Annotated in this window: 19 protein-coding genes and 1 pseudogene; 7 read left to right on the top strand and 13 right to left on the bottom strand. The window is 57.4% G+C overall.

Annotated elements, in window-relative coordinates; genetic code table 11:
* The 7 genes and pseudogenes from FJ145_14930 to FJ145_14900 all read right to left on the bottom strand — a co-directional run bounded on the left by FJ145_14930 (nucleotide 1) and on the right by FJ145_14900 (nucleotide 8973).
* Nucleotides 1-1191: a hypothetical protein gene (locus tag FJ145_14930; protein ID MBM4262711.1), complete on the bottom strand. Its 1191-nt coding sequence runs from the start codon at nucleotides 1189-1191 to the stop codon at nucleotides 1-3.
* Entirely contained in the window at nucleotides 1188-2507 is a 1320-nt protein-coding gene (locus FJ145_14925) for a B12-binding domain-containing radical SAM protein (protein ID MBM4262710.1), read from the bottom strand. The genes FJ145_14930 and FJ145_14925 overlap by 4 nt, the downstream gene beginning before the upstream one ends.
* A 271-nt stretch (nucleotides 2508-2778) precedes the next feature.
* Nucleotides 2779-4164, bottom strand: a complete 1386-nt coding sequence (locus FJ145_14920) for a B12-binding domain-containing radical SAM protein (protein MBM4262709.1) — start codon at nucleotides 4162-4164, stop codon at nucleotides 2779-2781.
* A 115-nt stretch (nucleotides 4165-4279) separates the two neighbouring features.
* Entirely contained in the window at nucleotides 4280-5338 is a 1059-nt protein-coding gene (locus tag FJ145_14915; protein ID MBM4262708.1) for a Rieske 2Fe-2S domain-containing protein, read from the bottom strand.
* A 953-nt stretch (nucleotides 5339-6291) separates the two neighbouring features.
* Nucleotides 6292-7239: pseudogene (locus FJ145_14910) on the bottom strand (fatty acid desaturase).
* Nucleotides 7236-7877, bottom strand: a complete 642-nt coding sequence (locus FJ145_14905; GenBank protein ID MBM4262707.1) for a nuclear transport factor 2 family protein — start codon at nucleotides 7875-7877, stop codon at nucleotides 7236-7238. The pseudogene FJ145_14910 and the gene FJ145_14905 overlap by 4 nt, the downstream one beginning before the upstream one ends.
* A gap of 13 nt (nucleotides 7878-7890) precedes the next feature.
* Nucleotides 7891-8973, bottom strand: a complete 1083-nt coding sequence (locus FJ145_14900) for an alpha/beta fold hydrolase (protein ID MBM4262706.1) — start codon at nucleotides 8971-8973, stop codon at nucleotides 7891-7893.
* A 247-nt stretch (nucleotides 8974-9220) separates the two neighbouring features.
* Between FJ145_14900 and FJ145_14895 the strand changes: the two genes are divergently transcribed.
* From FJ145_14895 to FJ145_14880, 4 genes are read left to right on the top strand one after another with little or no spacing between them, the layout of a single operon-like run.
* A complete protein-coding gene (locus FJ145_14895; GenBank protein MBM4262705.1) occupies nucleotides 9221-10180 on the top strand; it encodes an NAD(P)-dependent oxidoreductase in 960 nt (319 codons plus the stop codon).
* Nucleotides 10177-11307 carry an amidohydrolase gene (locus tag FJ145_14890; protein ID MBM4262704.1) on the top strand — a complete coding sequence of 377 codons (1131 nt, stop codon included), beginning with the start codon at nucleotides 10177-10179 and terminating at the stop codon, nucleotides 11305-11307. The genes FJ145_14895 and FJ145_14890 overlap by 4 nt, the downstream gene beginning before the upstream one ends.
* Nucleotides 11265-12335 carry an ABC transporter substrate-binding protein gene (locus FJ145_14885; GenBank protein ID MBM4262703.1) on the top strand — a complete coding sequence of 357 codons (1071 nt, stop codon included), beginning with the start codon at nucleotides 11265-11267 and terminating at the stop codon, nucleotides 12333-12335. The genes FJ145_14890 and FJ145_14885 overlap by 43 nt, the downstream gene beginning before the upstream one ends.
* Nucleotides 12336-12382: 47 nt before the next feature.
* Nucleotides 12383-12874 carry a hypothetical protein gene (locus tag FJ145_14880; GenBank protein ID MBM4262702.1) on the top strand — a complete coding sequence of 164 codons (492 nt, stop codon included), beginning with the start codon at nucleotides 12383-12385 and terminating at the stop codon, nucleotides 12872-12874.
* Between the two features lie 625 nt (nucleotides 12875-13499).
* On the opposite strand, the gene FJ145_14875 is transcribed toward FJ145_14880, so the two are convergent.
* The 4 genes from FJ145_14875 to FJ145_14860 form a co-directional block, all read right to left on the bottom strand.
* Nucleotides 13500-13949 (bottom strand): hypothetical protein, encoded by a 450-nt coding sequence (locus tag FJ145_14875; protein MBM4262701.1) that lies wholly within the window; start codon nucleotides 13947-13949, stop codon nucleotides 13500-13502.
* Nucleotides 13950-14305: 356 nt separating this feature from the next.
* Nucleotides 14306-15790, bottom strand: coding sequence for a glutamate synthase subunit beta (locus tag FJ145_14870; GenBank protein MBM4262700.1), 1485 nt, complete (start codon nucleotides 15788-15790; stop codon nucleotides 14306-14308).
* Between the two features lie 166 nt (nucleotides 15791-15956).
* Nucleotides 15957-20555: a glutamate synthase large subunit gene (gene gltB / locus FJ145_14865; protein ID MBM4262699.1), complete on the bottom strand. Its 4599-nt coding sequence runs from the start codon at nucleotides 20553-20555 to the stop codon at nucleotides 15957-15959.
* A 31-nt stretch (nucleotides 20556-20586) separates the two neighbouring features.
* On the bottom strand, nucleotides 20587-21078 hold the full coding sequence (locus tag FJ145_14860) for an Lrp/AsnC family transcriptional regulator (protein ID MBM4262698.1): 492 nt from the start codon (nucleotides 21076-21078) through the stop codon (nucleotides 20587-20589).
* Between the two features lie 404 nt (nucleotides 21079-21482).
* Here FJ145_14860 and FJ145_14855 point away from each other — a divergent pair, with 404 nt between their 5' ends.
* Genes FJ145_14855 through FJ145_14845 form a run of 3 tightly spaced genes read left to right on the top strand, consistent with a single transcriptional unit; the run spans nucleotide 21483 to nucleotide 24155 of the window.
* The gene (locus FJ145_14855) at nucleotides 21483-22541 is read left to right on the top strand and encodes a polyprenyl synthetase family protein (protein MBM4262697.1); all 1059 of its coding nucleotides are present in this window, start codon (nucleotides 21483-21485) and stop codon (nucleotides 22539-22541) included.
* Nucleotides 22542-22595: 54 nt separating this feature from the next.
* Nucleotides 22596-23318 (top strand): ubiquinone/menaquinone biosynthesis methyltransferase, encoded by a 723-nt coding sequence (locus tag FJ145_14850; protein ID MBM4262696.1) that lies wholly within the window; start codon nucleotides 22596-22598, stop codon nucleotides 23316-23318.
* Nucleotides 23319-23324: 6 nt separating this feature from the next.
* Complete coding sequence (locus tag FJ145_14845; GenBank protein ID MBM4262695.1) at nucleotides 23325-24155, top strand: hypothetical protein; 831 nt, start codon at nucleotides 23325-23327, stop codon at nucleotides 24153-24155.
* An 11-nt stretch (nucleotides 24156-24166) separates the two neighbouring features.
* Here the strand turns inward: FJ145_14845 and FJ145_14840 are convergent, their stop codons facing one another.
* Both FJ145_14840 and FJ145_14835 read right to left on the bottom strand, forming a co-directional pair.
* Entirely contained in the window at nucleotides 24167-24430 is a 264-nt protein-coding gene (locus tag FJ145_14840) for a hypothetical protein (protein ID MBM4262694.1), read from the bottom strand.
* Between the two features lie 20 nt (nucleotides 24431-24450).
* A complete protein-coding gene (locus tag FJ145_14835) occupies nucleotides 24451-24957 on the bottom strand; it encodes an NADH-quinone oxidoreductase subunit B (GenBank protein MBM4262693.1) in 507 nt (168 codons plus the stop codon).
* Between the last annotated feature and the right edge of the window lie 229 nt (nucleotides 24958-25186).

Genomic DNA, 25186 nt, shown 5'->3' with positions numbered 1-25186 from the left:
TTAGAGGCACCCAAGCTCCAGGTATGGCGGCCGGTCGTCCAACTGCGCGCGCAAAGACTCACCCTCTTCCCAGCAAACATAGTAGACTCCAACCGAGTAGATGGTGGTTTGATATTTTTCCACCACCGGACGCAACGGATCGCGCTCGTGCAGGCCGATTAACAAATACTCGGCGCGCGGATCGCTTACATTGGAACGCGCCGCCTGTAGCAGCGGCTCGAAAATTTGCGGATCGTCGTTTTTCACCAGCGGCAGCGCGCCGCTCACGAAACGAAACGGCTCTCCTGCCTTTGGCAAAGTCACTGCGCCGCGCAGTTGCGCCCAGCTATTTACCAATGGCCGCACCCAACTCACGGCGGTACTGTAACTCTCGACTACGGTTTGGCGGAAGGCGATTTGGTTCCAACAAGCCAAGGTGCCGACAATCTCGGAGCCACGAAAGGTTAATAGTATGTCGCTCTCACGCAAATCGCGAAAACTACCTGATGCACTGAAAAAATCAGCAACACCGTACACCGGAAAGAATTGGCGTACCTGACCAGACTGATTCAAGAATTCGATCAACCGAGACACGTCTTCAGGCTTTGCCTCCCGCACGAATACGCCGTTTCGTCCCGCTTCCCCCTTTGAAAAAGGGGGATAGCAGGGGATTTGATCTTCGCGCGAAGGGTTAGAATCCCCCCTACCCCCCTTTTTCAAAGGGGGGTTCTTTCGAAGCGGGATCACCGCAGTGTGGTAGTCACCAGCATAGTGATACCTCGGCAAACAAGCGCGGCCGGTCGTCAGCGCGGATGCCGCGACCTGGTTGCCTTTAGCTATAGTCGAGAGATAGAGCCTCGCACGCCCATCGCGGTGCAAACAACGCAGATGACGAAAGCCGCGCGCTAGAATCGACTGATTGCGATACTGCGGTAGAATTCTCAAGTTGCTCAAAAAACCGATCGGCGTCGGCACGCCATTGACAAAACGCTGGCGCACGGAGCGGTCCCCCACTGCGGCAACACAGCCGCTTTCCCGGTCACGCGCCACGATGGTTTGACGGAACGGGCCTTCCACCACAGCCGCATCGAAATAACTCGGCTCGCGCCGAAAAGAGACAACCACCTTGCCACCCGAGGGCGTTGCCGCCATCAAGTTGCGCAGCACGGCATCATCGCTAGGCTCGGCGAGGCCAAATTCAAACCGGTTCATGCGTACGCCCCGAGTTTAGCGGAGTAGCGATTCGTGTCTGCTTTGATGAGTTGCCCATGCCAATTGCGATCGCCCAGCGGCAGCCCGTTGCGGCTTTCTACGTCCCACTGGTGCATGGCGTTGATGATGAAGAAATTAGCCAGCATATAGGGGCTGTGCAGATGCAGCGGCTGGCTCGATCTCTTAAAGATACTCGGCCAGGAGTAAAAGCTGCGGCGCGCTTCGACGCAATGATCCGCCAGCTCTTCGGGCGACATATTTTTTGGTTGAAACGGGATCATGTTGTAGGCGTAGCGCTCGTCCAACCACCAGGGATCGAACAAGAGTCGGCCTTCTTTCTGCATTCTCTGATACAGCGGCGTGCCGGGAAACGGCGTGATGTGATTGAACGCAGCGATAAACAGGCCCTGCTCTTTGGCGAACTCAACTGCTTGAGTGAAGGTCTCCGCGGTGTCGTGATCGTAGCCGAATATGAACGTCCCGTAGACACGTAGATTGTGCCGGCGCAAATTGGCCAGCGCCGCCGCCGGCCCGCCATGCAGCATGTTGAAGCCCTTCTTCATCTGCCGCAGCGTGTCCATGTGCAGCGATTCGAAACCGATGAGAATCCCCTGGCAGCCGCTGCGCTGCATGAGATCGAGCGCCTCTTCATCCCAGGCTACGTTGATCGCCGACTGGCTGACCCAACGAATCTTGAGCGGGATCAAAGCACGCATTAATTCTTTGGCATCGTCGAGGCTCGACGTGATGTTGTCATCGATGAAGAAAAACATCTGTCCGGGCCGGCGCACCTGTTGAATCTCATCGATCACCCGGTCCACCGGCCGGTGATTGTGTGTGCCGTCGAAGAAGGATTGGATCGCGCAGAAATCGCAGCGAAAGCGGCAGCCGCGGGCAAATTCGACGAGCTTGATGCGCAAATATTTCTTGTCGCAAAAGATCGAGCGGTCTGGCGTTACGACCAAGCGCGGCCGCTGCTGGCTTTGGTAAATCTTCCGCGGCCGCCCGTGGCGATAGTCATCGATCACCTCGGGAAACAGCTCTTCGGCCTCGCCGACGACCAGCGTCTCGCAATACTCTGCGACTTCATCGGGACAGAGCGATGCATGAAACCCGCCCATCACCACCGGCACCCCGCGCTTGCGATATTCGCTGGCGATCTGGTAGCAGCGCTTGGCCGTATAGGTCTCCACGCTCATCGCCACCAGGTCGGTGGGCTCATCGACGGGAATCGGCTCGAAGCGATCGTCGTAGAATCGTTTTTCCACAGCCGCTGGACTCAACGCTGCGATCATCGCGGCGGGGATCGGCTCCATCTGCCAAGTCCGGATGTAGCGCTTCATGCCGACGAAGCGGCCAACGCAGGGGTGGATGATGGTGAGGCGAAACGGTTGGGATTTACCCGAAGGTTGCATAAACAACAAGCCGCGGTTGCGTCAGCACTCGTTGATTCCCCGCTTTGAAAAGGCGGGGCAAGCGGGCATTTTCTTCCGCCCACAGGGACAAATCCCCCTTAGTCCCCCTTTGTCAAAGGGGGAAACAATCCGGCATTCCCTGAAGCACGTTTTGTCTACAAGCATGACGAAACTACTTAGAAGCCGGTGCAAGCGCGCGCGCCCTAGCGCCGGACTCTTGCCACAACGGCGACGACATCCAATCGCAGTTGTAAAATTTGTGCAGCCGATGCGCGTAGTAGCGGTAACTGAGATTGGTAAACAGCGCCACGTGCCAGGGCGCCGCCGTGTAGCGCAGCCGTTCGGCCATATGGCTCCAACTATAGCCATACTTCCACGCCGTCTCGGTGCCGCGCTGCAATTGATCGACGCTCATCTGCAGCGGCTGAAAGACGACATGCTGGCCGTCGTAGCGCTCCCAGTCGCGCGTCAGAATGCGCCCTTCGCGATCCAGGCGCTGATGCAGATCGGTGCCGGGAAAGGGCGTAACCACCGCGAAGCGCGGCAGATCGATGCGCGCCTTCACGGCAAATTCCGCGGTCTTGAGAAAAACGTCCGGCGTGTCTTCGTCCAGTCCGAAGACAAAGCAGCCCTGCAGCGCAATCCTGCGCTGGTGCAATCGCTCGACGACTTGCGGATATTTTTCCGGATCGTTGAAGCCCTTGCTGCTCGTGCGCAGATTGCGCTTGGAGATCGACTCCAAGCCCATGAGCAGGCCGCGGCAGCCGCTGCGCTCGACCAAATCTAACAACGGAATATCGTCGCACAGCATCGTGGTTGCTAGACCGTACCATTCGATCTTCAAGGGAATCAGCGCCGTGAACAGCTCGGCGGCGTACTCTTTATCCGAGATCAGATTCAGATCGATGAAAATCGCCCGGCGCGCCCGCTGCCGCTTGATGTCCTCAACGATGGCAGCCACAGGTTTCTTGAAAGGCTTGCGTCCCCAGGCGGCCGGCACGACGCAGAACGAACAGTTGTGAATACAGGCGCGCGAGGCTTCGAAAACGTTGGACGTCGAATATTTCCAGCGCGGCAAAACGCTACGGTCGGGCAGCGGATAGCCGGTCAATTCCAAATCCGGCGATTGCGTGTAGCGCGGCTTCATCTGACCCGCGGCGAAATCGCGCAGCAAGCGCGGCCACTCTTCCTCGGCATAACCGACGACGGCGCTATCGGCGTGCGGCTGCGCATCGTCGGGAATCAAAGTCACATGCGGCCCGCCGAGTACTACCGGAATATTGCGCGAGCGAAAATGATCGGCCAATTCGTACGCCCGCGGCGCAGTGCCGGTAATCACGGTGATGCCGATGAGATCGCTGTGCAGATTCAGATCGACATCGCCGATGCCTTCGTCGATGCAGGTCACTGTCGCCTGCAGCTCCTTCGGCACCAAGGCCGTCAGTGTCGGCAGCGTTAGCGGCATGTAGCGCAGCGATTGTTTAAAAATACCGCCGCGGTGACGATAGAGCGGCCCCTTGGGGGAGATCAGCGTAATGTGAAAGTTTGAGCGCGGCATGCAAGCCTGACCAGAAACAGAGTCAATGATAGTATTAAGTTGGGATAAATGCACCTGGGCTCTGAGAGGGTTGGCGCTGTGTCATTTTGTCGGGAGGGCGGCCAACCGGTCGCCCCTACAAAGCGGAACCCACGAGATGAGGTAAAACATCTGACTTCGACTGCGGCAGTGCAGCCACCCAGCGAAAATATTCGATCATCTCACGGTCCGCTTCGATTAAACGCTGCGGCGCGTAGCGCGGACGGCCGAGGCTGGACACCTCGTCTACCAGATAGCCGCGGGTCAGTAGCTTTCGCACGGCGAGGCTGAACGGATCCCAAAGCAATTTGCCGAGCGCCCTTTCGCTTTGTTTTTTAACGACGATCACCGAGCACTCCGTGCGGTGATCGTCCAGTGGATTTAACACGATCATAAATCGGCTCTGCACCCGGCCAAAGTCACCGGTGATCATGACCAAGCTCCCACCCCAAGTCGTAATCGAGATCGTCACTTGGCGCGACAACAATCGGCGCAATGTCCTATCGTAATATTTCTCGCCGACGATCTCCGCCGTGTAGCAGCTGCGGCGCGCAAACACCGCCGGGCAATCGACCGCCAACGGCCCGATGAGCTGGCGGCCATGGACGGTGGCAAAATGTTGCCGGTCGTAGCCATGGGCCGCCACCATGTACCAAGAGCATTCGGCCAGAAACCGCGCCGGTTTCTCGGCGATCCAGCCATCGCTCGCCTCGTCCGCAAATCGTGGCAGCGGGAACAAAGCCTCTGGCCCGTTGAAAACAAATATCAATCCATGACGCTCCTCGACAGGATAGGCCATTTGCCGGGCAAACGCCGGGATGTGATTGGCATTGGGAATCGCCAGACATTGGCCGTCCGTTCCGTAGGCCCAGCCGTGAAACGGACAGCGAATGTTTTCCCCCTCGACGTGACCCTTGCTCAAATCGGCACCGAGATGCGAGCAACGGCTATCCATGATTACGGGCACGCCGCTCGCGGTGCGAAATGCCACGAGCTTGCGCCCGAACATCGACTTGCCCACCGCCTTTTCCGTCAAGTCAACCGCGGTCGAGAACAGATACCACGAGGCCGGAAACTTAACGAAAGCCGTAGCCGGCGGCGCGCGAAGCGCTTCTGGGCGAATGGCAATAACTTCAGCGGGCGTTGTGCCACTCATGTCGCCTTCCAATCTTCCGCTGGACTTACCGTGTCGACCTTTGGGACAGTCGTATCCTTCGCGACGCCAGCGAAAACTTCAGAATCCGCAAAAAATTCCGCATGGGCCTTGATGTAACGGCCATGAAAACCAGCCATGGACTTGGCAAAAAGCGCCAGGATGCGTGCCCCTGATTGATGTTTCAGTGCAATGCTGTGTTCAACAAACCAAACGAGATGCTGCTTCCCTTCGCCATGGAGCTCACGAATCCATTGCCGCACCGCGGCCGTACTCGTTAGCGAGGCATAATTGAGTTTGGCACCCTCCGCCATCGCCCGCTCAACGACGTCCTTGGGAATATTGAACAGCCCTTTCTCGATATCCTCGGGCAGATCGCGCAGGGTCGAGCACCAGCCGAAAGCGCGCACCAGATCTTGTGCATCCACGGCGCGCAATTCGGCGCGGGCCGCGATCAACATTAAATTGACCGAATGATGAAACGTCTGACGGTGATGCTCGGCTAATTCCTCGCGCGTGAGCAACAGCCGCCGGCGCACCCGCTCCCGGTCAAAGCGCATGACACGCAAAAGTTCGATCAATTCGCCAAGCGGCTCGTCGCGTTCGGAACGTAAGTTCTTCAACTCCACCGCCACACAATGGGTCAGGTTACCCAGGTCGGTCGATGCGAAATTTCCCGTATCTAACTGCCCGATGACGGCATCGACATAATCACCCGGCTCACCGGGAATTTTGAAGTCCCCATCGAGAACATCGTCAAGATGCTGCGCCAAAGCGTAAGTAAACCGAACCGAGCGCGTGGCGCGCCAGCGAAACAGGGAATAACGGCAGATGATGAGAAACACAATGAGATACCGCAGGTGACGCCGAATAAAGCGCGCGTTAAAGCGCAAGCAAGTCAACTCGGCGCGCCTCGGACTCGCGAGCGAGGGAGCGGCGCCCATTGAATTCCCGTCGGGAAACGGCCGCAAGCCGCGCCACATGCTGAGGTACACGGACAAAAAGCGCGGCCGTGGCGCGGCGAAATCGACGTAGCGCGGCAGATAAAGCCACGGTACTTCGGGACGCTGATGGTGCGCTAGATGATGGTGGTAGTTGAGAAACAGGTATTGGACGATTTTGTTTACGCGCAGGTTCCAGGCGCCTTGGCGCACGTCGAGCACCGACCAGGCATGATCGGCGTATTGGAGCGAGCTCCAATTGAAGGCGAAGGCAGCGTAACAAGAGCCCCATCCAATCAAGCTTAGGTCGAGCGCATAAATCAATCCAAACTGAGCCGCGGCGCCCAAGACAACCTCCGCGCGCATCCACCAGGGCGATGCTTTTTCCAAATCGCTGAACATGGCATCGGCGCTCGATTGCTGCGCCAGCTTGGACTCCTTCGAGCGCAGCGCCCGCGAGCGCAACACCCACGGCGCGAGCAGATAAACCACGCAGCCCAACGGCACGAACGCCCAATATAAACCCGTCAGGATCGAGTACCACTGGGCATATTTGAAAAACTTGTTGTCGCCCGGATGAAGATAATCGAACTGCTCCACCGCGCTGCGATTGCGCTGGTGATGGCCGAGGTGAAACACCCGCTGCATGGAGTAGGAGGTCGGGAAAAACACCGCGGCCATGCGGCCAAAGGCATCGTTTAATTTTGGATTGCGATGAAACTGGCCGTGCACCGCCTCGTGCAGCAAGGAGAACATGCTGTTGTTGACGAAGGAAAAAGCGATCGCAGCGCTGACGAGTCCGACCCAAGAAACCGCATGCGACGCCGCCCACAATAGGAATAGCGCGCTAGTCGCCGCGGTCAGCAAGAGGGCGATGTTGAGCGCAGCGGGAATCAGCGCCGAATTCTCACGGTGCGGTTTGATAACCGCTTTAGCGAATCTCAGCGGAGTCCCGCTCCTCATCTAAGCAATGATCGCGCTTTGCGCCGTCTGCCGAGCAAATAGCCTATGAGCAGCCCGACCAATCCGGCAGCCGCCGCCAGCCAGTAAAGTGTGCGCTCCAACTGCTGCGCGATGGGGTTTTCGAAAATACTCGGCGCGAACTGGAATCCGGCGATCAGCCACTTGTCGTTTTCCTTGACCATCGTGCCGAGCCAGGTTGCCTTAACGTCCAGATTGACCCCGCCGGTGAGGACATATTTGCCGCGCGTGTCACCGTAAGCAATCGCCGTATCGTCGCCGTAAAGAACCGACAAAGCGTCGACGTTGAATTCATGCTGGACACTCTGCACGGTGCGATTCTCGCCCACCATCGTTTGGCGGAAGTACCTGCGGATGCCGTCATGTCCGACGGCGCGCGCGCCGTTCATGGCATTCAAAACCACATTCTTGTGCGCATATCGAAGGACCGCGTCGAGATCTTCTTCTTTGCCCGAGGCGCCGAGCTTGTTGAAAGCCGCGGTGACGCCGTCCTTCAACGCGCGCAGCTCGTTGTGGGTTGCCTCCGCGCCTTCGGCCCCAAAAGCGGCCGAGGCGTAGCGCAGCGCGGCAACACCCAGCACAATCGCCAGGGCAAATTGAACCTTGGCAAACCGTTTCATCGACTCTCCTTCTCTACGCCAACCGTTCCTTCAACCATTGGATGATCACCGCTTGCGAATTGCCGCCGCCCATGTGGCCGCCGGGATAGAAGCGCGACGATTTCGGCTTGCCATGTTCGAGTAACAAATACATGTCGGCGATCGGAAACACCGTGTCGTTCACGCCGTTGACGCACAAGAGCGGCGCACACGGCCGCTCGAGCACACCCTGATCGAGCAGCGACAACTTGGGCGAATACTCGATCCACTCTTCGCCGGTGGAACGGCCGAACGCGCAAGCGGCGGTCTCGGCTAGCTCGAAGGGATACTCGCCGCACTGGGCTTTGACGATCCAGTCTTTTTTAAATGCAAAGTGCGCCGGGCCCCCTTGGTTGACCGCCGCCTTCAAACGGCTCGCATGGGTGTGGGCAACTTTGGTCGCCCAATAGCCGCCGGTGCTGCCGCCCACGATGCCGACGCGATGGGCGTCGAGGTCGGCGCGGCTGGCGATGAAGTCGAACACGGCGTCCCACAATCGCTCACCATCTTCCGAACCGGCGAGCGGCGCATCGGCGACGCCCGGCATATCGATGCACAACGTGCCCAGGCCGGCTTTTAGGTAGGGGTCGCTGGGCCGTTCCTCTTTGAAAGCATCGATGCCGCCCCAGATCACGACCACCGCAGGCTTGGTGACGCCCTTGGGTTTGCGCAAAAGACCGATCGACGCTTTACCCTCGCCGGCGCGCCCTTTGAACGGCATCTCGACGCGTTCGAGCGGCGGATCGAAATACGGCGCAGCTTTGTGGTAATACTCCTGCGACTTGCGATAGGCCGCCAGCTTTCCCGGCGAATTGGGCGCCGGATAGCGCGCCACGTGACAATAGTCATAGGCGATCAAATATTCCTTGCGCGCGGTTTCCTTGTCACCTGCTGCTTCGGCTTTAGCGGCACGCTCGGCATGAGCCGGCGCCAGTGCCGTGAACGCACTGGCCCACCCTTCACGATCGACCGACTTAAGCCCGCTGACCGCCGGCGCGATCTCTTCGTAAATCGTAAACAAAAACGGATTGCGATTTTCTTTGGCGCGACCGAGCAGTTCCTTTTTAACTTCGTCCATCGGGCGCGGCTCGAATGGGCTGGCCATAAATTTCTCCGTCCGTGTCTCGCCGGCAAAAGTTTGCGTTGACACTTCAATCTCACATCTCCTATAAATTTGCCAGTTAATGATTCGCAAGGTGAAAAACTGAGAATGCTTCGACAGGCTGCTATGAACGGACGTCCTATGAACGATTTCAACTCTGATTCCGTTCGTCTTGAGCTTGTCGAGGGACTCCGAATGATTTTAGCATAATCAAGGAGCACGCATGGAAACAATTGGTTTTATCGGACTCGGCAATATGGGCGGCCCCGTCGCCGGCCACATTCAACAGACCGGCTTTCCGATGGTCGTTTATGATCTGCGCGCCGACGCGATGAAGCCGTTCTTAGAGCGCGGCGCCACGGCGGCACATTCGGCAGCCGAGCTGGCGCGCCAAAGCGACGTTATCATCAGCGCGCTGCCAATGCCGGCGGATGTCGAGAAAGTCGCCTGCGGCGACGGCGGCGTTCTCCAGGGCATCCGCGCCAAGTCCATCTACATCGACATCTCCACCAGTCCGCCGGCGTTGATCCGCAAGCTCGAACCGCTTTTTCGCGCCAAAGGCGCGTTCGTGCTCGACGCTCCCGTCGCCTCCGGTCAACCCGGTGCAGCACGGGGAATTCACGAAGTAATGGTCGGCGCCGCGCCGGAGGTCTTCGAGCGCGCCAAGCCAGTGCTTTCGGCCTTTGGCGATCAGGTAATTCACGCCGGCCCACTGGGATCGGGTAGTATCTGCAAGCTCGTCCACCAGATGATCAACAGCACGATCGCACAGTCCATCTCCGAAGGTCTCACCCTGGGAGTCAAAGCCGGCGTCGACACGAAAGCGCTTTGGGAGTGCGTGCGTCGCGGCATGGTCGGGCGCATGCACGTGCTGCACGTGCAGGTGCCGCAGAATGTTTTCACCGGAAACTACGAAACCGATACATTTCCGCTCAAACTGTTGCGCAAAGATGTTGGTCTAGCGACAGCGCTCGGGCGTGCTTTAAACGTGCCATTGCCATTGGCCTCAATAAACGAACAAAACCTTGTTGAAGCGATCAACCACGGTTGGGAGAATCTGTCGGCCTACACGGTGGGATTTCAACTTCAGGAAGAGGCTGCACAGGTAAAACTGCGCGCCGAGGTCGATGCCGAGTACGCGGCAAAATATATTGCGACGAATCCCAATCTTGAGGTCCTATGAAGCACGGTTACAAAGCTTTAGACAGCGACATGCACATTTTGGAGCCGGCCGATCTCTGGCAGCGCTATATCGATAAAAGATTTAGAGACCGCGCGCCGATCGGTATGACCGAACATGTGCGCGACTTGCGCATGGTCGGGCCGGACGGCAAAGCCTGGGGACGCCCGGTCGATCCACCACTGGGCACGCTGCCGCCGCCGGGATATATTTTTCACAAGAACCAGAAACTCTTTGCGCCGCACAAAGCGCGCGGCTGGACGCCGCAGGTTCAGCTCGACGCTATGGCCGAGGAAGGACTCGATTTGGCGATTCTCTATCCCAGTCGCGGACTGAACGTGCTTAGCATCCCGGAGCTCGATGCCGATTTCGCCGCTGCGTTGGCACGGGCCTACAACGATTGGCTCTATGACTTCTGCGACGCGGACCGCAGCAAGATGATCGGCGCGGGCATGGTCTCGCCGTTCGACGTCGACAGCGCCATCAAAGAAGCCGAGCGCTGCGTCAAGCAGTTGGGCTTTCGGGCGATTTTCCTGCGCGCCAACATCGTCAACGGTCACAATTGGCATGACGCGTACTATGAACCGCTCTGGAGCGCGCTCGAAGAACTAAACGTCGCGCTAGGATTTCATGAGGCGAACAACTCACTGGCGCGCCAATCGGGCGATAACTTCGGCTACGATTTCATGCTGCGCCACACTTACGCCCATCCGGTCGAGCAGATGCTCGCCGTCGGCAGTTTTTGCGGCGGTGGCATTCTCGACCGCCATCCCAAGCTGCGCATCGCCTTTCTCGAAGGCAATTGCGGTTGGCTGCCGTTCTTGCTCTGGCGCCTCGATGAGCATTGGGAACAATATGGCGATCAGTGGGCGCCCGGCTTGAAGCATCCGCCCAGTTTCTATTTTAAACGACAATGCTACGCGTCGGTCGAGTGCGACGAAGAGCCGGGAAAATACGCCATCGATTTTCTCGGTAACGAACGGCTGATTTTTTCCACCGACTTTCCCCACGTCGATACCAAGTATCCGAAAGCGGTGGAGCGTTTTCTTGAACTGCCGTTTACCGGCGAAGACAAACGAAAAATCTTATGGGACAACTGCGCGACCTATTACGGACTGCAAAGAATGTAACAAAAATGTCGACGACCATTTTTCGTAGGGGCAGGCCCCTGTGCCTGCCCTCCAGGCGGGCAACCGCAGGGGGTTGCCCCTACATCGGGTTGGCGATCCTCAAGTTCGTCCTCGCGCTCGGACTAACCATGTTAGCAACCATCGCGCATGCCGCCGATGCGTCAAACAAGATTCGCATCGGCTATCCCTCCTCCGCGGTATCCACGCTGCCCTTCGACATCGCCAAGGAAAAAAGCTTCTACGCCAAACACGGCCTCGAGGTTGAATACATTCAAATGCGCAGCGCCTTGGGGCCGCAGGCGATTTTGAATGGCAACATCAATTTTTTCACCTCGCCGCAATCTGCCATCAACGCAGCCGTCGCCGGATTGCCATTAGTTGTCGTCTTGTCACTGTACCGCGACGCCCCGTGGGTTTTGGTCACCAACAAAGACATCGCCAAAGGCCAAGACCTCATCGGTAAGCGCATCGCCATCTCCGATATTCGCTCGTCGCCTTACTATTACGGCCGCGCGGGGTTGCGAAAGCTCGGCCTCGACGAAAAGCAAGTGGGCCTGGTTACCACCGGTGGCACTTCCAATAGCTTCACCACCCTTCTAACCAACCAGGTTGTCGGCGCCGTATTGAGCCCGCCCTTCGATGAAAAGGCGGTGACCGCTGGCTATAAGAAATTTCTCTTCCTGGGCGACCTCGTCGACATTCCCTACGTTGGATTGTTTACTTCGCAGGCTGAGGTCCGCGCCCAGCGCGAGCGCATTCGCCGCACTAATGCCGCGGTACTTGACGCGGTGGCCTGGCAGAAAAACAACCGTGCCGAGGCGGTAAAAATGATCGTGCAAAAGTTCAAGCTCAGCGCCGGTGAGGCGGAGCGTTCCTACGAAACCATGGTCGCGATGTTCTCTGACGGCAGCGTCCCGACCAAGAAAGTGCGCAGCTATTTGAACCTGCTGCGCGAGGGAAGGCCCGTCGCGGAGGACATCGACCCTGACAAGCTGGTCGATTTCTCGATGCTGCCGACACCCCGGTGACAACGAGCCCTGTTGCAATGACCGTAGCCAATTGTCACGCTTCTCTTATGAGACAAATAGCGCTCTCCGTGCTTTTCTGGTTGGCCATATCGCTGATTCCCGCAGCGCCCGCTAGCGCCGCCGAGGCAACCGAGGAGCTCAAACAGGAAAACGACAAAGCCAAGCAGCAGCAACAGCTTAAAGAGTTGGAGCGCGCACAGCAGCTTGAGAACCTCAAGAGCGACCAGCAACTAAACGATACGCAGCAACAACTGAATAGCCTGAAACAGCAAGCACCCCGCGCTGTCACTACACAGCCGCAAGCCAGCCAACTGCAGCGGCAGTTCGACCAAATGAGGACCGACCAGCAGCTCGAACGCCTGCAGAACCAGCTGCAAATCGAGCGAGCGCGGCGCGAAACCAATCCGGCGCGCCAGCAAGAACAGGTTCGCGAGCTGCAGCGCCAGCAGCAAATGGATCTTTTACAAGAGCAGAACCGCAAGACCTACATGCAGCAGGAGCTCGACCGGCTGCGCCAACAGCAGCAGAATCAGCGTTGAGCGAGCGGGCGCGATGAATTGCGCTCCACCACACCCATTGCGAGACTTCGCGGCCTTTGCGCGCTTTACGCGAGGAAATCAGACGACGCCATTCGACTGACTTCGAGGCTCTTTCTATTGCACTAATCTAATCAGTGGCCTTCGAACAAAATACTCAAGCAACGATGCCGGCACCCTCGGCGAACGTGGCGGGTGCTGAAACCCTGCCGGTTTTCAGCCGATCCACTGGGCGCGACTGACTCGGTAGAATCCTGCCGCCGCTCTTGGCGATCGCCAGCGTCATCGTTATCTGGTCGCTGCTCTATCTCATCTATCCACGTCTTTTACCGAGCCCGATCAGCACGACGAAGACTTCTTTAAGTCCAAGGCGAAAGAATTTTTCAACCTGAGCATGCCCGAAGAAGTGGCGGCCGGCATCAAGGTCAACAAAGAGAATTTTTCCGACAAATGGGGCGACAGCTTCTTCCAGTCGCAGAATAGGATTCTGCAGTCGGGGATTGGCTTGGGACTGCTGCCGAATATCGGCGACTTGAACGTGCTCTGGGTGAAGTAATCGACTCTGGCGTTGAAAAAGCAACGGCGGGCTCGCTGGCCCGCCGTTCTTGCTTGTAGAATCTTTTGACGATCAATTGGCTCGCTTCAGACGCTTCTTACGTTGCTGGAACATGCCTTTCCACGCCCGGAAGTGATGCTCCATGCGCCGCGTCTCCTCACGTATCTCACCCGGCTCCTGCTCATAGCGTATTTTCAATTGCTTGCCGTCATTGGTGACGCTCACCAAAGAACGCTTCGGATCGGCATCGATCAGCGAGCCGACACTGCGGAGCTTTTCCGCCAGCGTAAACGGGTCCGGAGTTTCATGGCGATGGCCGCGTTGGCTGCGCGCTTCGTCGTCCAATTGCAACAAATCTTCGTGGGAGTATTGGATCTCGAACGACTGCGCCTTAGGCCGTTTCGACTTCGGTGTCTCCAACAGATAGCCAAAACTCGCAACCACACTTTGCACCAGACTTCTTAACGAAGACCGCTGCAACGCCGCGTTGCGCACGACGTAGACCCCGCTGTGATAGGTCATTTCGAACGTCGCTAAGTTTTGTGCATCCAAAGCCTGCCCCAAAGCCCGCAGAAACTTCGGAAATGAGTAGTTTTGCGCAGGTGCTGGAGACTGCTGATCTGCTGCGCTTTCGGTTTCCAAAAGAGCCAAATTTCCGTAGGAGCTTCGCTTCATCGTCACCTACCGTTAGAGCTATGATTGCGGCATGGTGACCCTGAGCAATGACGGTGCCAAAAAGGCCCAAAGCTCGCCGAAGCCCACGAGGAAGGATCTTTACCGTAGTCGAGCCGACAGCAGGGAATAGCAGCGAGCGAATCGGTCCATGAAAATCGCCGCCAAAAAACGGCAACTTCCGGGGAGTTGTCGTCGCGTGTCACTTACGGCAGGTTGGTCTGTCCCATCAAATAGCGATCGCATTCACGTGCCGCGCCCCGCCCCTCGTTGATCGCCCACACGACCAGGCTTTGGCCACGCCGGCAATCGCCCGCCGCGAAAATCCCCGGGACAGTGGTGTTGAATTGGCCGTACTCGGCCTTGGCGTTGCTGCGCGGATCGCGCTCAACGCCCAACTGCGTGAGCACCGGATCTTCCGGACCCAAAAAACCCATCGCGAGTAGAACCAGGTCAGCTTTCAGAATCTTATCGGTACCCGGCACCCTTTTGGGAATAAATGCGCCTTGCTCGTTTTTCGCCCACTCAACGTCGTAGATGTGCAGCTCTTTAACGTTGCCGTTCTCATCGCCGACGAACTTCTCACCGGTGGTGAGATAAACCCGCGGGTCGGCGCCAAAGCGCGCGGCCGCTTCTTCCTGGCCGTAATCGAGCTTGTACACCTTGGGCCACTCCGGCCATGGGTTGTCGGCTTGGCGGCTATCGGCCGGGCGCGGCAAGATTTCCAGTTGCGTCAAACTCTTGCAGCCATGGCGCATCGACGTGCCAACACAGTCTGTGCCGGTGTCGCCACCGCCGACCACGATGACATGCTTGTCTTTGGCTGGAATATAGCTGCCGTCTTTGTGATTTGAATCGAGCAGGCTCTTGGTGTTGGCGCGGAGAAAATCCATCGCCATGTAGATGCCTTTGAGCTCGCGGCCGGGGATCGGCAAGTCACGGGCCTTGGTGGCACCCGTGCAAATGACTATGGCATCATTTTGAGCCTTCAGCTCAGCCGCCGAAACATCCACGCCAACATGAGCGTTGGTCACGAACTTCACACCTTCCGCGGTCATCAAATCGAGGCGCCGTTGGACAACGTTTTTATCTAATTTCATGTTGGGTATGCCGTACATCAACAAACCACCGATGCGGTCGGCGCGCTCGTAGACCGTCACCTGATGACCAGCGCGATTGAGCTGGGCGGCGCAGGCGAGACCCGACGGGCCCGAACCGATCACTGCCACGTTTTTCCCCGTGCGCTTTACCGGCGGCTCAGCCGTCACCCAACCTTTCTCGAAACCATTGTCGATGATTGAACACTCGAGGTTTTTGATGGTGATTGGCAACTCGTTAATGCCAAGGACACAGGAGCCTTCGCAGGGCGCTGGACAAACCCGGCCGGTAAATTCGGGGAAGTTATTGGTCTTATGCAAACGCTCCAGGGCCTCTTTCCACAGACCGCGATAAACTAAATCGTTCCACTCTGGGATCAAATTGTTAATTGGACAGCCCGACGCCATGCCGCTAATCAATTGGCCCGTGTGGCAAAACGGAATGCCGCAATCCATGCAGCGCGCGCCTTGTTGCTGCAACTTCGCCACCGAAAAGTGCTCGTGAAACTCCTGCCAATCGTTAACGCGTTCCAACGGCGAGCGGTCCTGCGGCAGCTCCCGGTCAAACTCCATGAATCCAGTCGGTTTACCCATCTCTTCAGCTTTCTCTTCGCAAAATACTCGCCGGTAAAACTCACCACGAACACACGAAAGTAAGGGGAAAAAACTTTTCCGAACTTCGTGTCCCTTCGTGATCTTCGTGGTGAAAAACATGCGAGCGTGTCACAACAATAAGCACGTTTATTAGTGAGACACTACGCTAGTTGCCGCTCACCCGCGACGCATCGTTTTTGTTCGCTTCGAACGCCGCCATCAGCGCGTCATCGCCGGTGAGACCCTTGGCCTCGGCCTCTTGCAGCGCCTCGAAGACACGCCGATAGTCGCGCGGCATGACCTTGACGAACTTGGGCGCGTTCTCTTCCCACAGCGCAAGAATCTTCCAGGCGCGCGCGCTGCGCGTGTACATGGCGTGGCGCTTAAGCAGCTCTTCGACTTCCTGAGCGTCGCGCGCATCGAGCGGCTCGAGATCCACCGTTTCGAAGTTGCAGCGATTCTTGAAGCTGCCGTCTTCATCGAGCACATAGGTGATGCCGCCCGACATACCGGCTGCAAAGTTGCGGCCGGTCTTGCCGATGACGACGACACGCCCGCCGGTCATGTATTCGCAGCCATGATCGCCCACTCCTTCGACTACGGCGCGCACACCGCTGTTGCGCACGCCAAAGCGTTCACCGGCCATGCCGCGAATGTAGGCTTCACCGTTGGTCGCTCCATAAAACGCCACATTGCCGACGATGATGTTCTCTTCCGGTGCAAAAGTAGACCCCTCCGGCGGATAGAGCACCAACTTGCCACCCGAAAGTCCCTTGCCAAAATAGTCGTTAGCGTCGCCTTCTAGTTCCAGCGTCATACCCGGCGGGATGAAGGCGCCGAAGCTCTGCCCCGCCGAACCTTGGAAGTGAAAATGGATGGTGTCTTCCGGCAAACCGTGCGGGCCGTGCTTGCGCGTCACCTCGCTGCCAAGAATGGTACCGACCACACGATTGGTATTGCGAATGTCGAGCTTGGCTTTGACCTTCTCGCCGCGCTCCAACGCAGGGGCCGCAAGATCGAGCAGCACTTGATTGTCGAGCGCGTTCTCTAAACCGTGGTTCTGCGAGATCTGACAATAACGCCCAACCGCCGGTCCCACCTTGGGCTGGTAGAGAATCGCGGCATAGTCCAGACCTTTGGCCTTCCAGTGACTTACCGCGCGACGCACTTCAAGCATATCGGTGCGACCGACCATTTCGTTGATCGTGCGAAAGCCCAACTTCGCCATATGCTCGCGCATCTCCTGCGCGATAAAGCGCATAAAGTTGACGACATAGGCTGGGTCACCGGCAAACTTCGCGCGCAACTCAGGGTTTTGCGTCGCCACACCGACAGGGCAGGTATCCAGGTGACAAACCCGCATCATAATACAACCCAGTGTCACCAGCGCCGTGGTCGCGAACCCGAACTCTTCGGCGCCAAGCAGAGCCGCGATGACGACGTCCCTGCCGGTTTTCAACTGACCGTCGGTCTCGACGACGATGCGGCTGCGCAAATTGTTCATGACCAACGTCTGATGCGTTTCCGCCAAGCCGAGCTCCCACGGCAAGCCCGCATGCTTGATGCTCGTCTGCGGCGAAGCACCGGTGCCGCCATCGTGGCCGCTAATCAGCACGACGTCGGCGTGGCCTTTGGCGACGCCGGCCGCAATCGTGCCGACGCCGATCTCGGAGACCAGCTTCACGCTGATGCGCGCATGATGGTTGGCGTTCTTCAAGTCGTGAATCAGCTGCGCCAAGTCCTCGATCGAGTAAATATCATGATGCGGCGGCGGCGAGATCAAGCCAACGCCGGGCGTCGAGTGTCGCACCTTTGCGATCCAAGGGTAAACTTTGCGGCCCGGCAGCTCGCCGCCCTCACCCGGCTTGGCGCCCTGCGCCATCTTGATCTGCAATTCTCGCGCTTGAGTTAGATAGTAACTCGTCACACCAAAGCGGCCGGACGCGACCTGCTTGATCGCGCTGTTTTTCGAATCGCCGTTGGCCTCGAGGGTATAGCGCGCCGGATCTTCACCGCCCTCGCCGGTGTTGCTCTTGCCGCCCAGGCGATTCATCGCGATCGCCAGTGCCTCGTGAGCTTCTTTGCTGATGGAGCCGTAGGACATGGCGCCGGTCTTGAAACGCTTGACGATCGATTCCACCGGTTCCACTTCGTCGATGGGAATCGGCTGTTTGGCATATTTCAATTCCATCAAGCCGCGCAGTGTCGCCATTCTTTCGGACTGGTCATCGATCAAGCCGGTGTACTCTTTGAATGTCCGATAGTCGTTGATGCGGCAGGCTTTCTGCAAAAGATGGATCGTGCGCGGATTGAACAGATGCAGTTCGCCGTCTTTGCGATATTGATACTGGCCGTAAACTTCTAACGTGTGGCCGTTCAACGGATAGGTCGGATAGGCCCGCCCGTGCTGCCGCTGAGCTTCGCCGGCAATTTCTTCGAGGCCGATACCGCCGACGCGGGACGGTGTCCAGGTGAAATATTTGTCGACCAACTCTTGGCCCAAGCCGACAGCTTCGAAGATCTGCGCGCCGCAGTAGGATTTCACCGTCGAGATGCCCATCTTAGCCATGACTTTGACCACACCTTTGTAAACGGCTTTGTTATAGCCCTTCACCGCGTCGGCGTAGCTGATGTCTTTCAACAGGCCTTGGTCGATCATGTCGTTCAGACTCTCGTAGGCGAGATAGGGATTGATCGCTTGGGCACCGTAGCCCAAGAGCAAACAGAAGTGATGCACTTCACGCGGTTCACCCGACTCCAACACGAGACCAACCCGCGCGCGCGTGCCGGCGCGAATCAAATGATGATGCAAGCCGGCGCAGGCGAGCAATGCCGGAATCGGCGCATGGCTGCGGTCGACACCGCGGTCCGACAAAATCAAAATAGTCGTGCCCTTTTGGATCGCCGCGTCCGCGGCCTTGAACAATGCCTCCAAAGCTTTTTCGAGGCCCGCTCTGCCTTCCTGAGGATTGAACAGAATCGGCAGAGTCGCCGAACTGACACCCGGCAAATTGATCTGCCGGAGCTTGGCCAATTCGCCATCGCGCAGAATCGGATCGTGTAAGCGCAACTGCCGGCAGCTCTCCGGCTTGGGTTCGATCAAGTTCCCTTCGCTCCCCAGCGTCAGCGTTGTCGAAGTAATCAACTCCTCGCGAATCGGATCGATGGGCGGGTTGGTCACCTGGGCGAACAATTCTTTGAAATAGTTGTAAAGCAGCTGCGGCTTGTCCGACAACACGGCCAACGGCGTGTCCGTGCCCATGGAACCGACCGGCTGAATACCGTTTTGTGCCATAGGCCCCAGGTTGATGCGCAGGTCTTCAAAGTTGTAGCCGAACGCTTGCATACGCTGCAGCGTCGCCTGGTGATTGGCCACCGGCTGTTTTTCTTCGGCTGCGGGTAAATCCTCGAAGTGGACTAGATTTTCCTTGAGCCATTTTGCGTAGGGCTGGGCCTTAGCCATTTCTTGCTTAATTTCATCGTCGCTGATGATGCGCCCTTCGCTGGTGTCAACCAAAAACATCCGGCCGGGCTGCAGGCGACGCTTCTCCAACACTCGCTCCGGCGGCACGTCGAGCACTCCGACTTCCGAAGCCATGATGACGAGATCGTCCTTGGTGACGTAGTAGCGCGACGGCCGCAAGCCGTTACGATCGAGCACCGCGCCGACCACCGTGCCGTCGGTAAACGCGATCGATGCCGGTCCGTCCCACGGCTCCATTAAGCTTGAGTGATACTCGTAAAAAGCCCGCTTGGCGGGGTCCATGCTCTCGTGATTTTCCCATGGCTCGGGAATCATCATCATCACCGCATGGGGCAGCGACCGGCCGCTCAACGCCAAGAACTCCAGACAATTGTCGAACTTGGTCGAGTCGCTGCCGTCCTCCTGGATGATCGGGAAGATATTCCGCAAATCGGTGCCGAAGATACCGCTGGCCAGCATGCCCTGGCGCGCGTGCATCCAATTTTCGTTGCCGCGCAGCGTGTTGATCTCGCCGTTGTGAATCAAATAGCGGTAGGGATGCGCCCGGCCCCAGCTGGGAAACGTATTGGTGCTAAAGCGCGAATGCACCACGGCAATGGCACTTTCGATTTCTGGGTCGGAAAGATCAGGATAAAAAGTCACCACCTGGCGCGGCGTCAGCATGCCTTTGTAAATAATTGTTCGGCACGACATACTCGGCACGTAGAAAAAGTCGCCGCCCGGCAGCTTGTCGTAGCGAATCGCATTCTCGGCGCGGCGCCGAATCACGTAAAGCTTGCGCTCGAAGGCTAGCTCGTCGGCAACGCCCTCGCCGCGGCCAATGAAAACCTGGCGCACAAACGGCTCGCAGGCCTTTGCCGTCTCACCGAGATAAAGGTTGTCGGTGGGAACCTTGCGCCAGCCGAGAACCTTCTGGCCCTCTTCGACGATGATCTTCTCGATCATCTTTTCGAACTTGGGGCGCTGTTTGCGATCGTCAGGCAGGAACAGCATACCGACGCCATATTCGCCCGGATCGGGGAGCTTGAAACCCAGCCCCTCGCAAGCTTGCGCGAGAAACTTGTGCGGCACTTGCAGCAAGATGCCGGCGCCGTCGCCGGTGTTTTCCTCGCAGCCGCAGGCGCCGCGGTGATCGAGATTTTGCAATACCGTGAGCGCCTGCTCGACGATTTCGTGGGATTTGACTCCTTTGATGTTGACGACAAAGCCAACGCCGCAGGCGTCATGCTCAAAGCGCGGATCATACAGTCCCTGCTTTTCCGGCGGTCCTGATTGCTTCATACACTTGCCCTTCTACCGATGAATTCTTACTCTACTGCTTGCTTCTTTTGCCGCTCGAATTTTCCGCCAAACAAGCATCCAACTCCAAGACTTGGCTTTCTTTCGCGGTCGACAAAACCACTTTGGTCACCGTCCGGGTGACACCTTCGACCGAGCGAATCTGCGCCAAGAGCTTTTCCAATGCGCTGGTGTTCGCCGCTTTAACTTTGAGAATGAAACTCTCGTCGCCGGTCACGTGATGACATTCCAGAACGTCGGGATGTTGCATCATGTGCGCGGCGAACCGATCGATGTCGCGCTGATGGCCGATCGAAACGCCGATAAAAGCCGCTATGTCTTTGCCAACTTGCTTGGCATCGAGCAACGCTTGATAACCGCGAATGACGCCGTTGGCCTCGAGCTTCTTCACTCGCTCCATCACCGCTGGCGCCGACAAATCTACTTCTTCAGCGATGTCCGCCAGACGAGAACGCCCACGGTTCTGAAGAATAGAAAGTATTTTTAAATCTATACGGTCTAACAAGTTAAAAAACTAAGGCGGCAAGACTAAAATACTTAAACTTCTTATGTCATCGGTCAATAAAATTGTCAACTGCAACATCAGTGCGGTTGAGCCTAACCTCAGCCACAGAGCCATTTTTTCCGGATATTCTGACCGGTATCGGCTGCCCTGTGTCACCAACGGGCGGGGGAGATCGGCAGTTGCCATCGTGGGGAAATATTCGGTTCGCCGAGACCCTCTCCAGGTTCCTTCGCGACACACTTCTCACCAGCGACGACAGCTGCAGAGTGCGCAACTTAAGGCGAGACGATTTTCATGCCATATCACTTGCGAGGCGTGGGTCACGATGCCTTTTGTTGCGCGCAATTAGCTTGACCTAACCGGTGATCTATGCCATTTTTCTGGCTAACTTCCCTTCCTGAAAAATAAACGGAGCCATTCTGATTCAAGAGACAAAATCTAAGTCCGTCACCGCCAACCACACGGCATCGCGGGTAACGGAACGGCGAATTCCTTCACTACAAGGCGCCACCGATCCTTTTAGTTACGTCGCTGAAGAACTGCAATTGGTCGAGCAAAGCCTCACGCGTGCCATTCGTTCGCGCGAGCAAGGTCTTACCGACATCGCCGCGCATTTGATTGATGGCGGCGGCAAGCGGGTGCGCCCTCTGATCACCTTGCTGGCGTTTCTCGCCTTTGGCGGCAAACGTACCCAGGACATTGTCGATATCGCCACCGCCATCGAACTGATTCACACAGCCACCCTGCTGCATGACGACATCATCGACGGCGCAGAAACCCGCCGCGGCAAGATTTCCGCGTTTAAGAAGTTCGGTCTAAAATCCACTTTGGTCGCCGGCGATTTTCTTTTCATCAAAGCCTTCGAGTTCGCCGGCAAGTTTGACGACACCGTTGTCGAGTGGACCGCCGATGCCTGCGCCATGTTGACCGAAGGCGAAATGCTGCAAGGCCACTTCAATCGTAATCGCGCGGTCACCATTGACGACTATATTGAAATCGTCACGCGCAAAACCGCCTCGTTGTTTCAGACCGGCGCCAAGATCGGTGCCCACCTAGCCGGCGCCAATTCGGCAGCCGTGGCGGATACGGAAGGCTACGGCCTGAAAATGGGCATCGCCTTTCAAATGGTCGACGATATTCTCGACGTCACCGGACATGCGGAGCTCTTGGGCAAGCCCACGGGCATCGACCTGCGCGACGGCAACCCGTCGCTGCCGATTATCCTCGCCGTCAATGCCGGCGCTCCGGAGGTTTGCGAAGCCTTTGAGCAAAATCAGCCGACCGAAGAGCAAATTAGCGCCGCACTGGCCCTGATTCGCTCCAGCGACGCCATCTCGGAGGCCACACTGTTGGCCAAACAATACGCCGCCGATGCTCTCAAGTCGCTTAAGAAACTCCCGCCTTCACGCTACCGTAACGGCTTGAAGACTTTGGTCCAGTTGATCATCGATCGAGATTTTTAGCCGGCGCCAGCCCGCAGCTGCGCACGCGCGCTGAGTCTGCCCTGCCACCATCGGATGCTTGCCCTGGATAATTCGAGAGATCGCGCAGTTCAATCCATTTTCGACCGCATCGCCGGTCGCTATGACCTGCTCAATCGGGTCATCAGTTTTCGCTTAGACAATCGTTGGCGGGCCGAAGCGATTCGCACATTGGCCACCCAGCCCGGCGACATCGTTCTCGACTTGGGCGCCGGCACGGGCGATCTTACGTTTGCCGCCGCCAAGCGCACCGCCGGCCGCGTGCGCATCGTCGGGCTGGATTTTTCTTTGCCCATGCTGCAGCTCGCCCAGCACAAGAAGCGGCGAATTTCGCACGGCGCTCAAACCACTTTCGTCCTGGGTAGCGCCATGGCTGCGCCGATCAAAAGTGCTGCCTGTGATGGCGCGATGACGGCCTTCGTGTTGCGCAACGTTTCCGATCTGCCGCGGTTTTTCGCCGAAGCGTTTCGCATCATGAAGCCGGGCGCGCGCTTTGTTTCTCTAGACATGTTTCCGCCGACGGCGCGTTGGTTTGCACCGTTTTACAATCTTTACTTTTATCGCTTGGTGCCATGGATCGGCGGCGCCTTGGCCGGCGACCGCAACGCTTATAGCTACCTCTCTCGATCGGTGCGCCAATTTCACTCGCCGGAGACAGTGGCCGGCATGATCGCGGCTGCCGGTTTTCGCAACGTCGCCATTCGTAAGTTTCTCAATGGCGCGGTCTGCTTGCATAGCGCGCAAAAACCGCCGGCTTGACCTTCCATGCAGGGATTTTCCAGCAGCTTTCTGATTTTCTTTTACCAGGTGGCGCTCGGCGGACTGCTCGCCCTCGCGGCGACACCGTTTCACGAACTGGATCGCGCCTTTTACAAATCCACCGCCGGAGTGTTGTGCTTCATCGCTATTCTCGGGCTGTGGGGCAAGAGCAGCTTCTATCAGCATAGCCTGGCGACGGATTTTTCCGCCATCGTGCTCCTGGAAGTTATCTTCCACGCGGTCTACGTGCTCTGCTATGTCGGTTACGTGATTTCGCTATGGGGAGAACGGCAAAAATTTCGCGCCCGTAGTTTCGCCGGCGCCATTCTCTCCGGCATCGCGGGCCTTGTCTGCAGTGCCCACAGCTTCTACTCCGCTGCGTTTTTTTCGGTCGAAGCGCTTATCTATCCGACGAGTTTCTTTCTCTCCGCGCTGCTGCTTGGCAGCGTGACCGTAGGCATGTTGATCGGCCATTGGTACTTGATCGACACCGGCCAGAGTCTCGATCCATTCGTCAAAGTGTTTCGCTTTTTTGTTTACGCGCTGATCGCGCAGAGTGTCTTCATGGTGCTGGCGCCACTGGCCATTTCGTTCCTCGGTACCACTGCCAGCACCAACGCCCTAAATACGCTTTGGCGCAAACACTCGACGTTGCTGACGCTGCGCGTGATCGTCGGGCAAGGCGCGCCGTTGGTGCTGTCATGGATGATTTGGCGGACGCTTTTGATTCCGCACACCATGGCGGCGACGGGGCTGTTCTATATCGCGCTCCTTGGAGTCTTTGTCGGCGAGATCTTAGGACGGCAGATTCTTGCTCTGAGCACCCTGCCGTTTTAAGCCGGGGCGGCTCAGCTCGGCTGCTTGGGATAGGTCTTGATTTTGGTAACCATCATCCCCTTCGGTGTCCAACCCAAATCGTAGCCAACCGCTTCACCCTCGGTGAGGTCCAGCGGCGACTTGGCTCGCCCGAGTAGGATGACAAACTCATAGGAAAACGGCACTTCGCGGCCGCTCTCAATGCGCACAATCCCCATGTTGTTCGATGGAAAGAGCTTGGTGATGGTTCCGTGGTGATAGGAATTTTCCGGAAGCGGGCCTTCGGTATCAGCCATCGGTGCAGACAAGCGGGTTATTAGATCGGTTGTTTCCGCGCGGCGATGCGACTTTGGAGTTCCATTAGTCCGTCGAGCACCGCCTCCGGGCGCGGCGGACACCCCGGGACATAGACATCGACGGGAATGATCCGATCGATTCCTTGCACCGTCGCGTAGTTGTCGTAAAAGCCACCGCTGGCGGCGCAAGCACCAAATGCCATCACCCATTTGGGCTCGGACATTTGTTCGTAGACACGCTTCAACACCGGCGATAATTTGTGGTTGACCGTGCCGATCACCATGAGCAAGTCGGCTTGGCGCGGACTAAAGCGCGGCAGCAAGGCGCCGAAGCGATCGATGTCGTAGGGTGACATCGACAGCGCCATGTATTCCATGGCGCAGCACGCCGTCGCAAACGGATAAGGAAACAGCGAGTACTTACGCGCCCAACCGACCGCTTTATCGAGCTGCGTCAGCACAACCGTGTCGGCCAGGAGTTGTTCTTGACCGAATCGAGAATCGCCGTTAGACGCCGGGTTCACCATACAATAAGCCGATCAACAAACTTGATTTATGCTTTAAGCTACACTGTTTTTTACGTACTCTCAACAAAATCGCCGACTCAAGCTTTTCTTACGTTGATCCCCGAGCTATGATCAAAGCGTGTGGAAATAGGAAATAGGTAGGCGTACCCTTTCGCGAATCTAAAAACGAAAGGCTGCCTGTTGGCGCAGGCAGGAAAGGATACGCCGATGAGAGAAAAGCACACTGAGG

The sequence above is a fragment of the Deltaproteobacteria bacterium genome (assembly GCA_016874755.1).
In the GTDB taxonomy this organism is placed as follows: domain Bacteria; phylum Desulfobacterota; class Binatia; order UBA9968; family UBA9968; genus DP-20.
The sequence above is the reverse complement of the archived record's forward strand: the minus strand, read 5'-3'. Positions and strand labels throughout refer to the sequence as shown.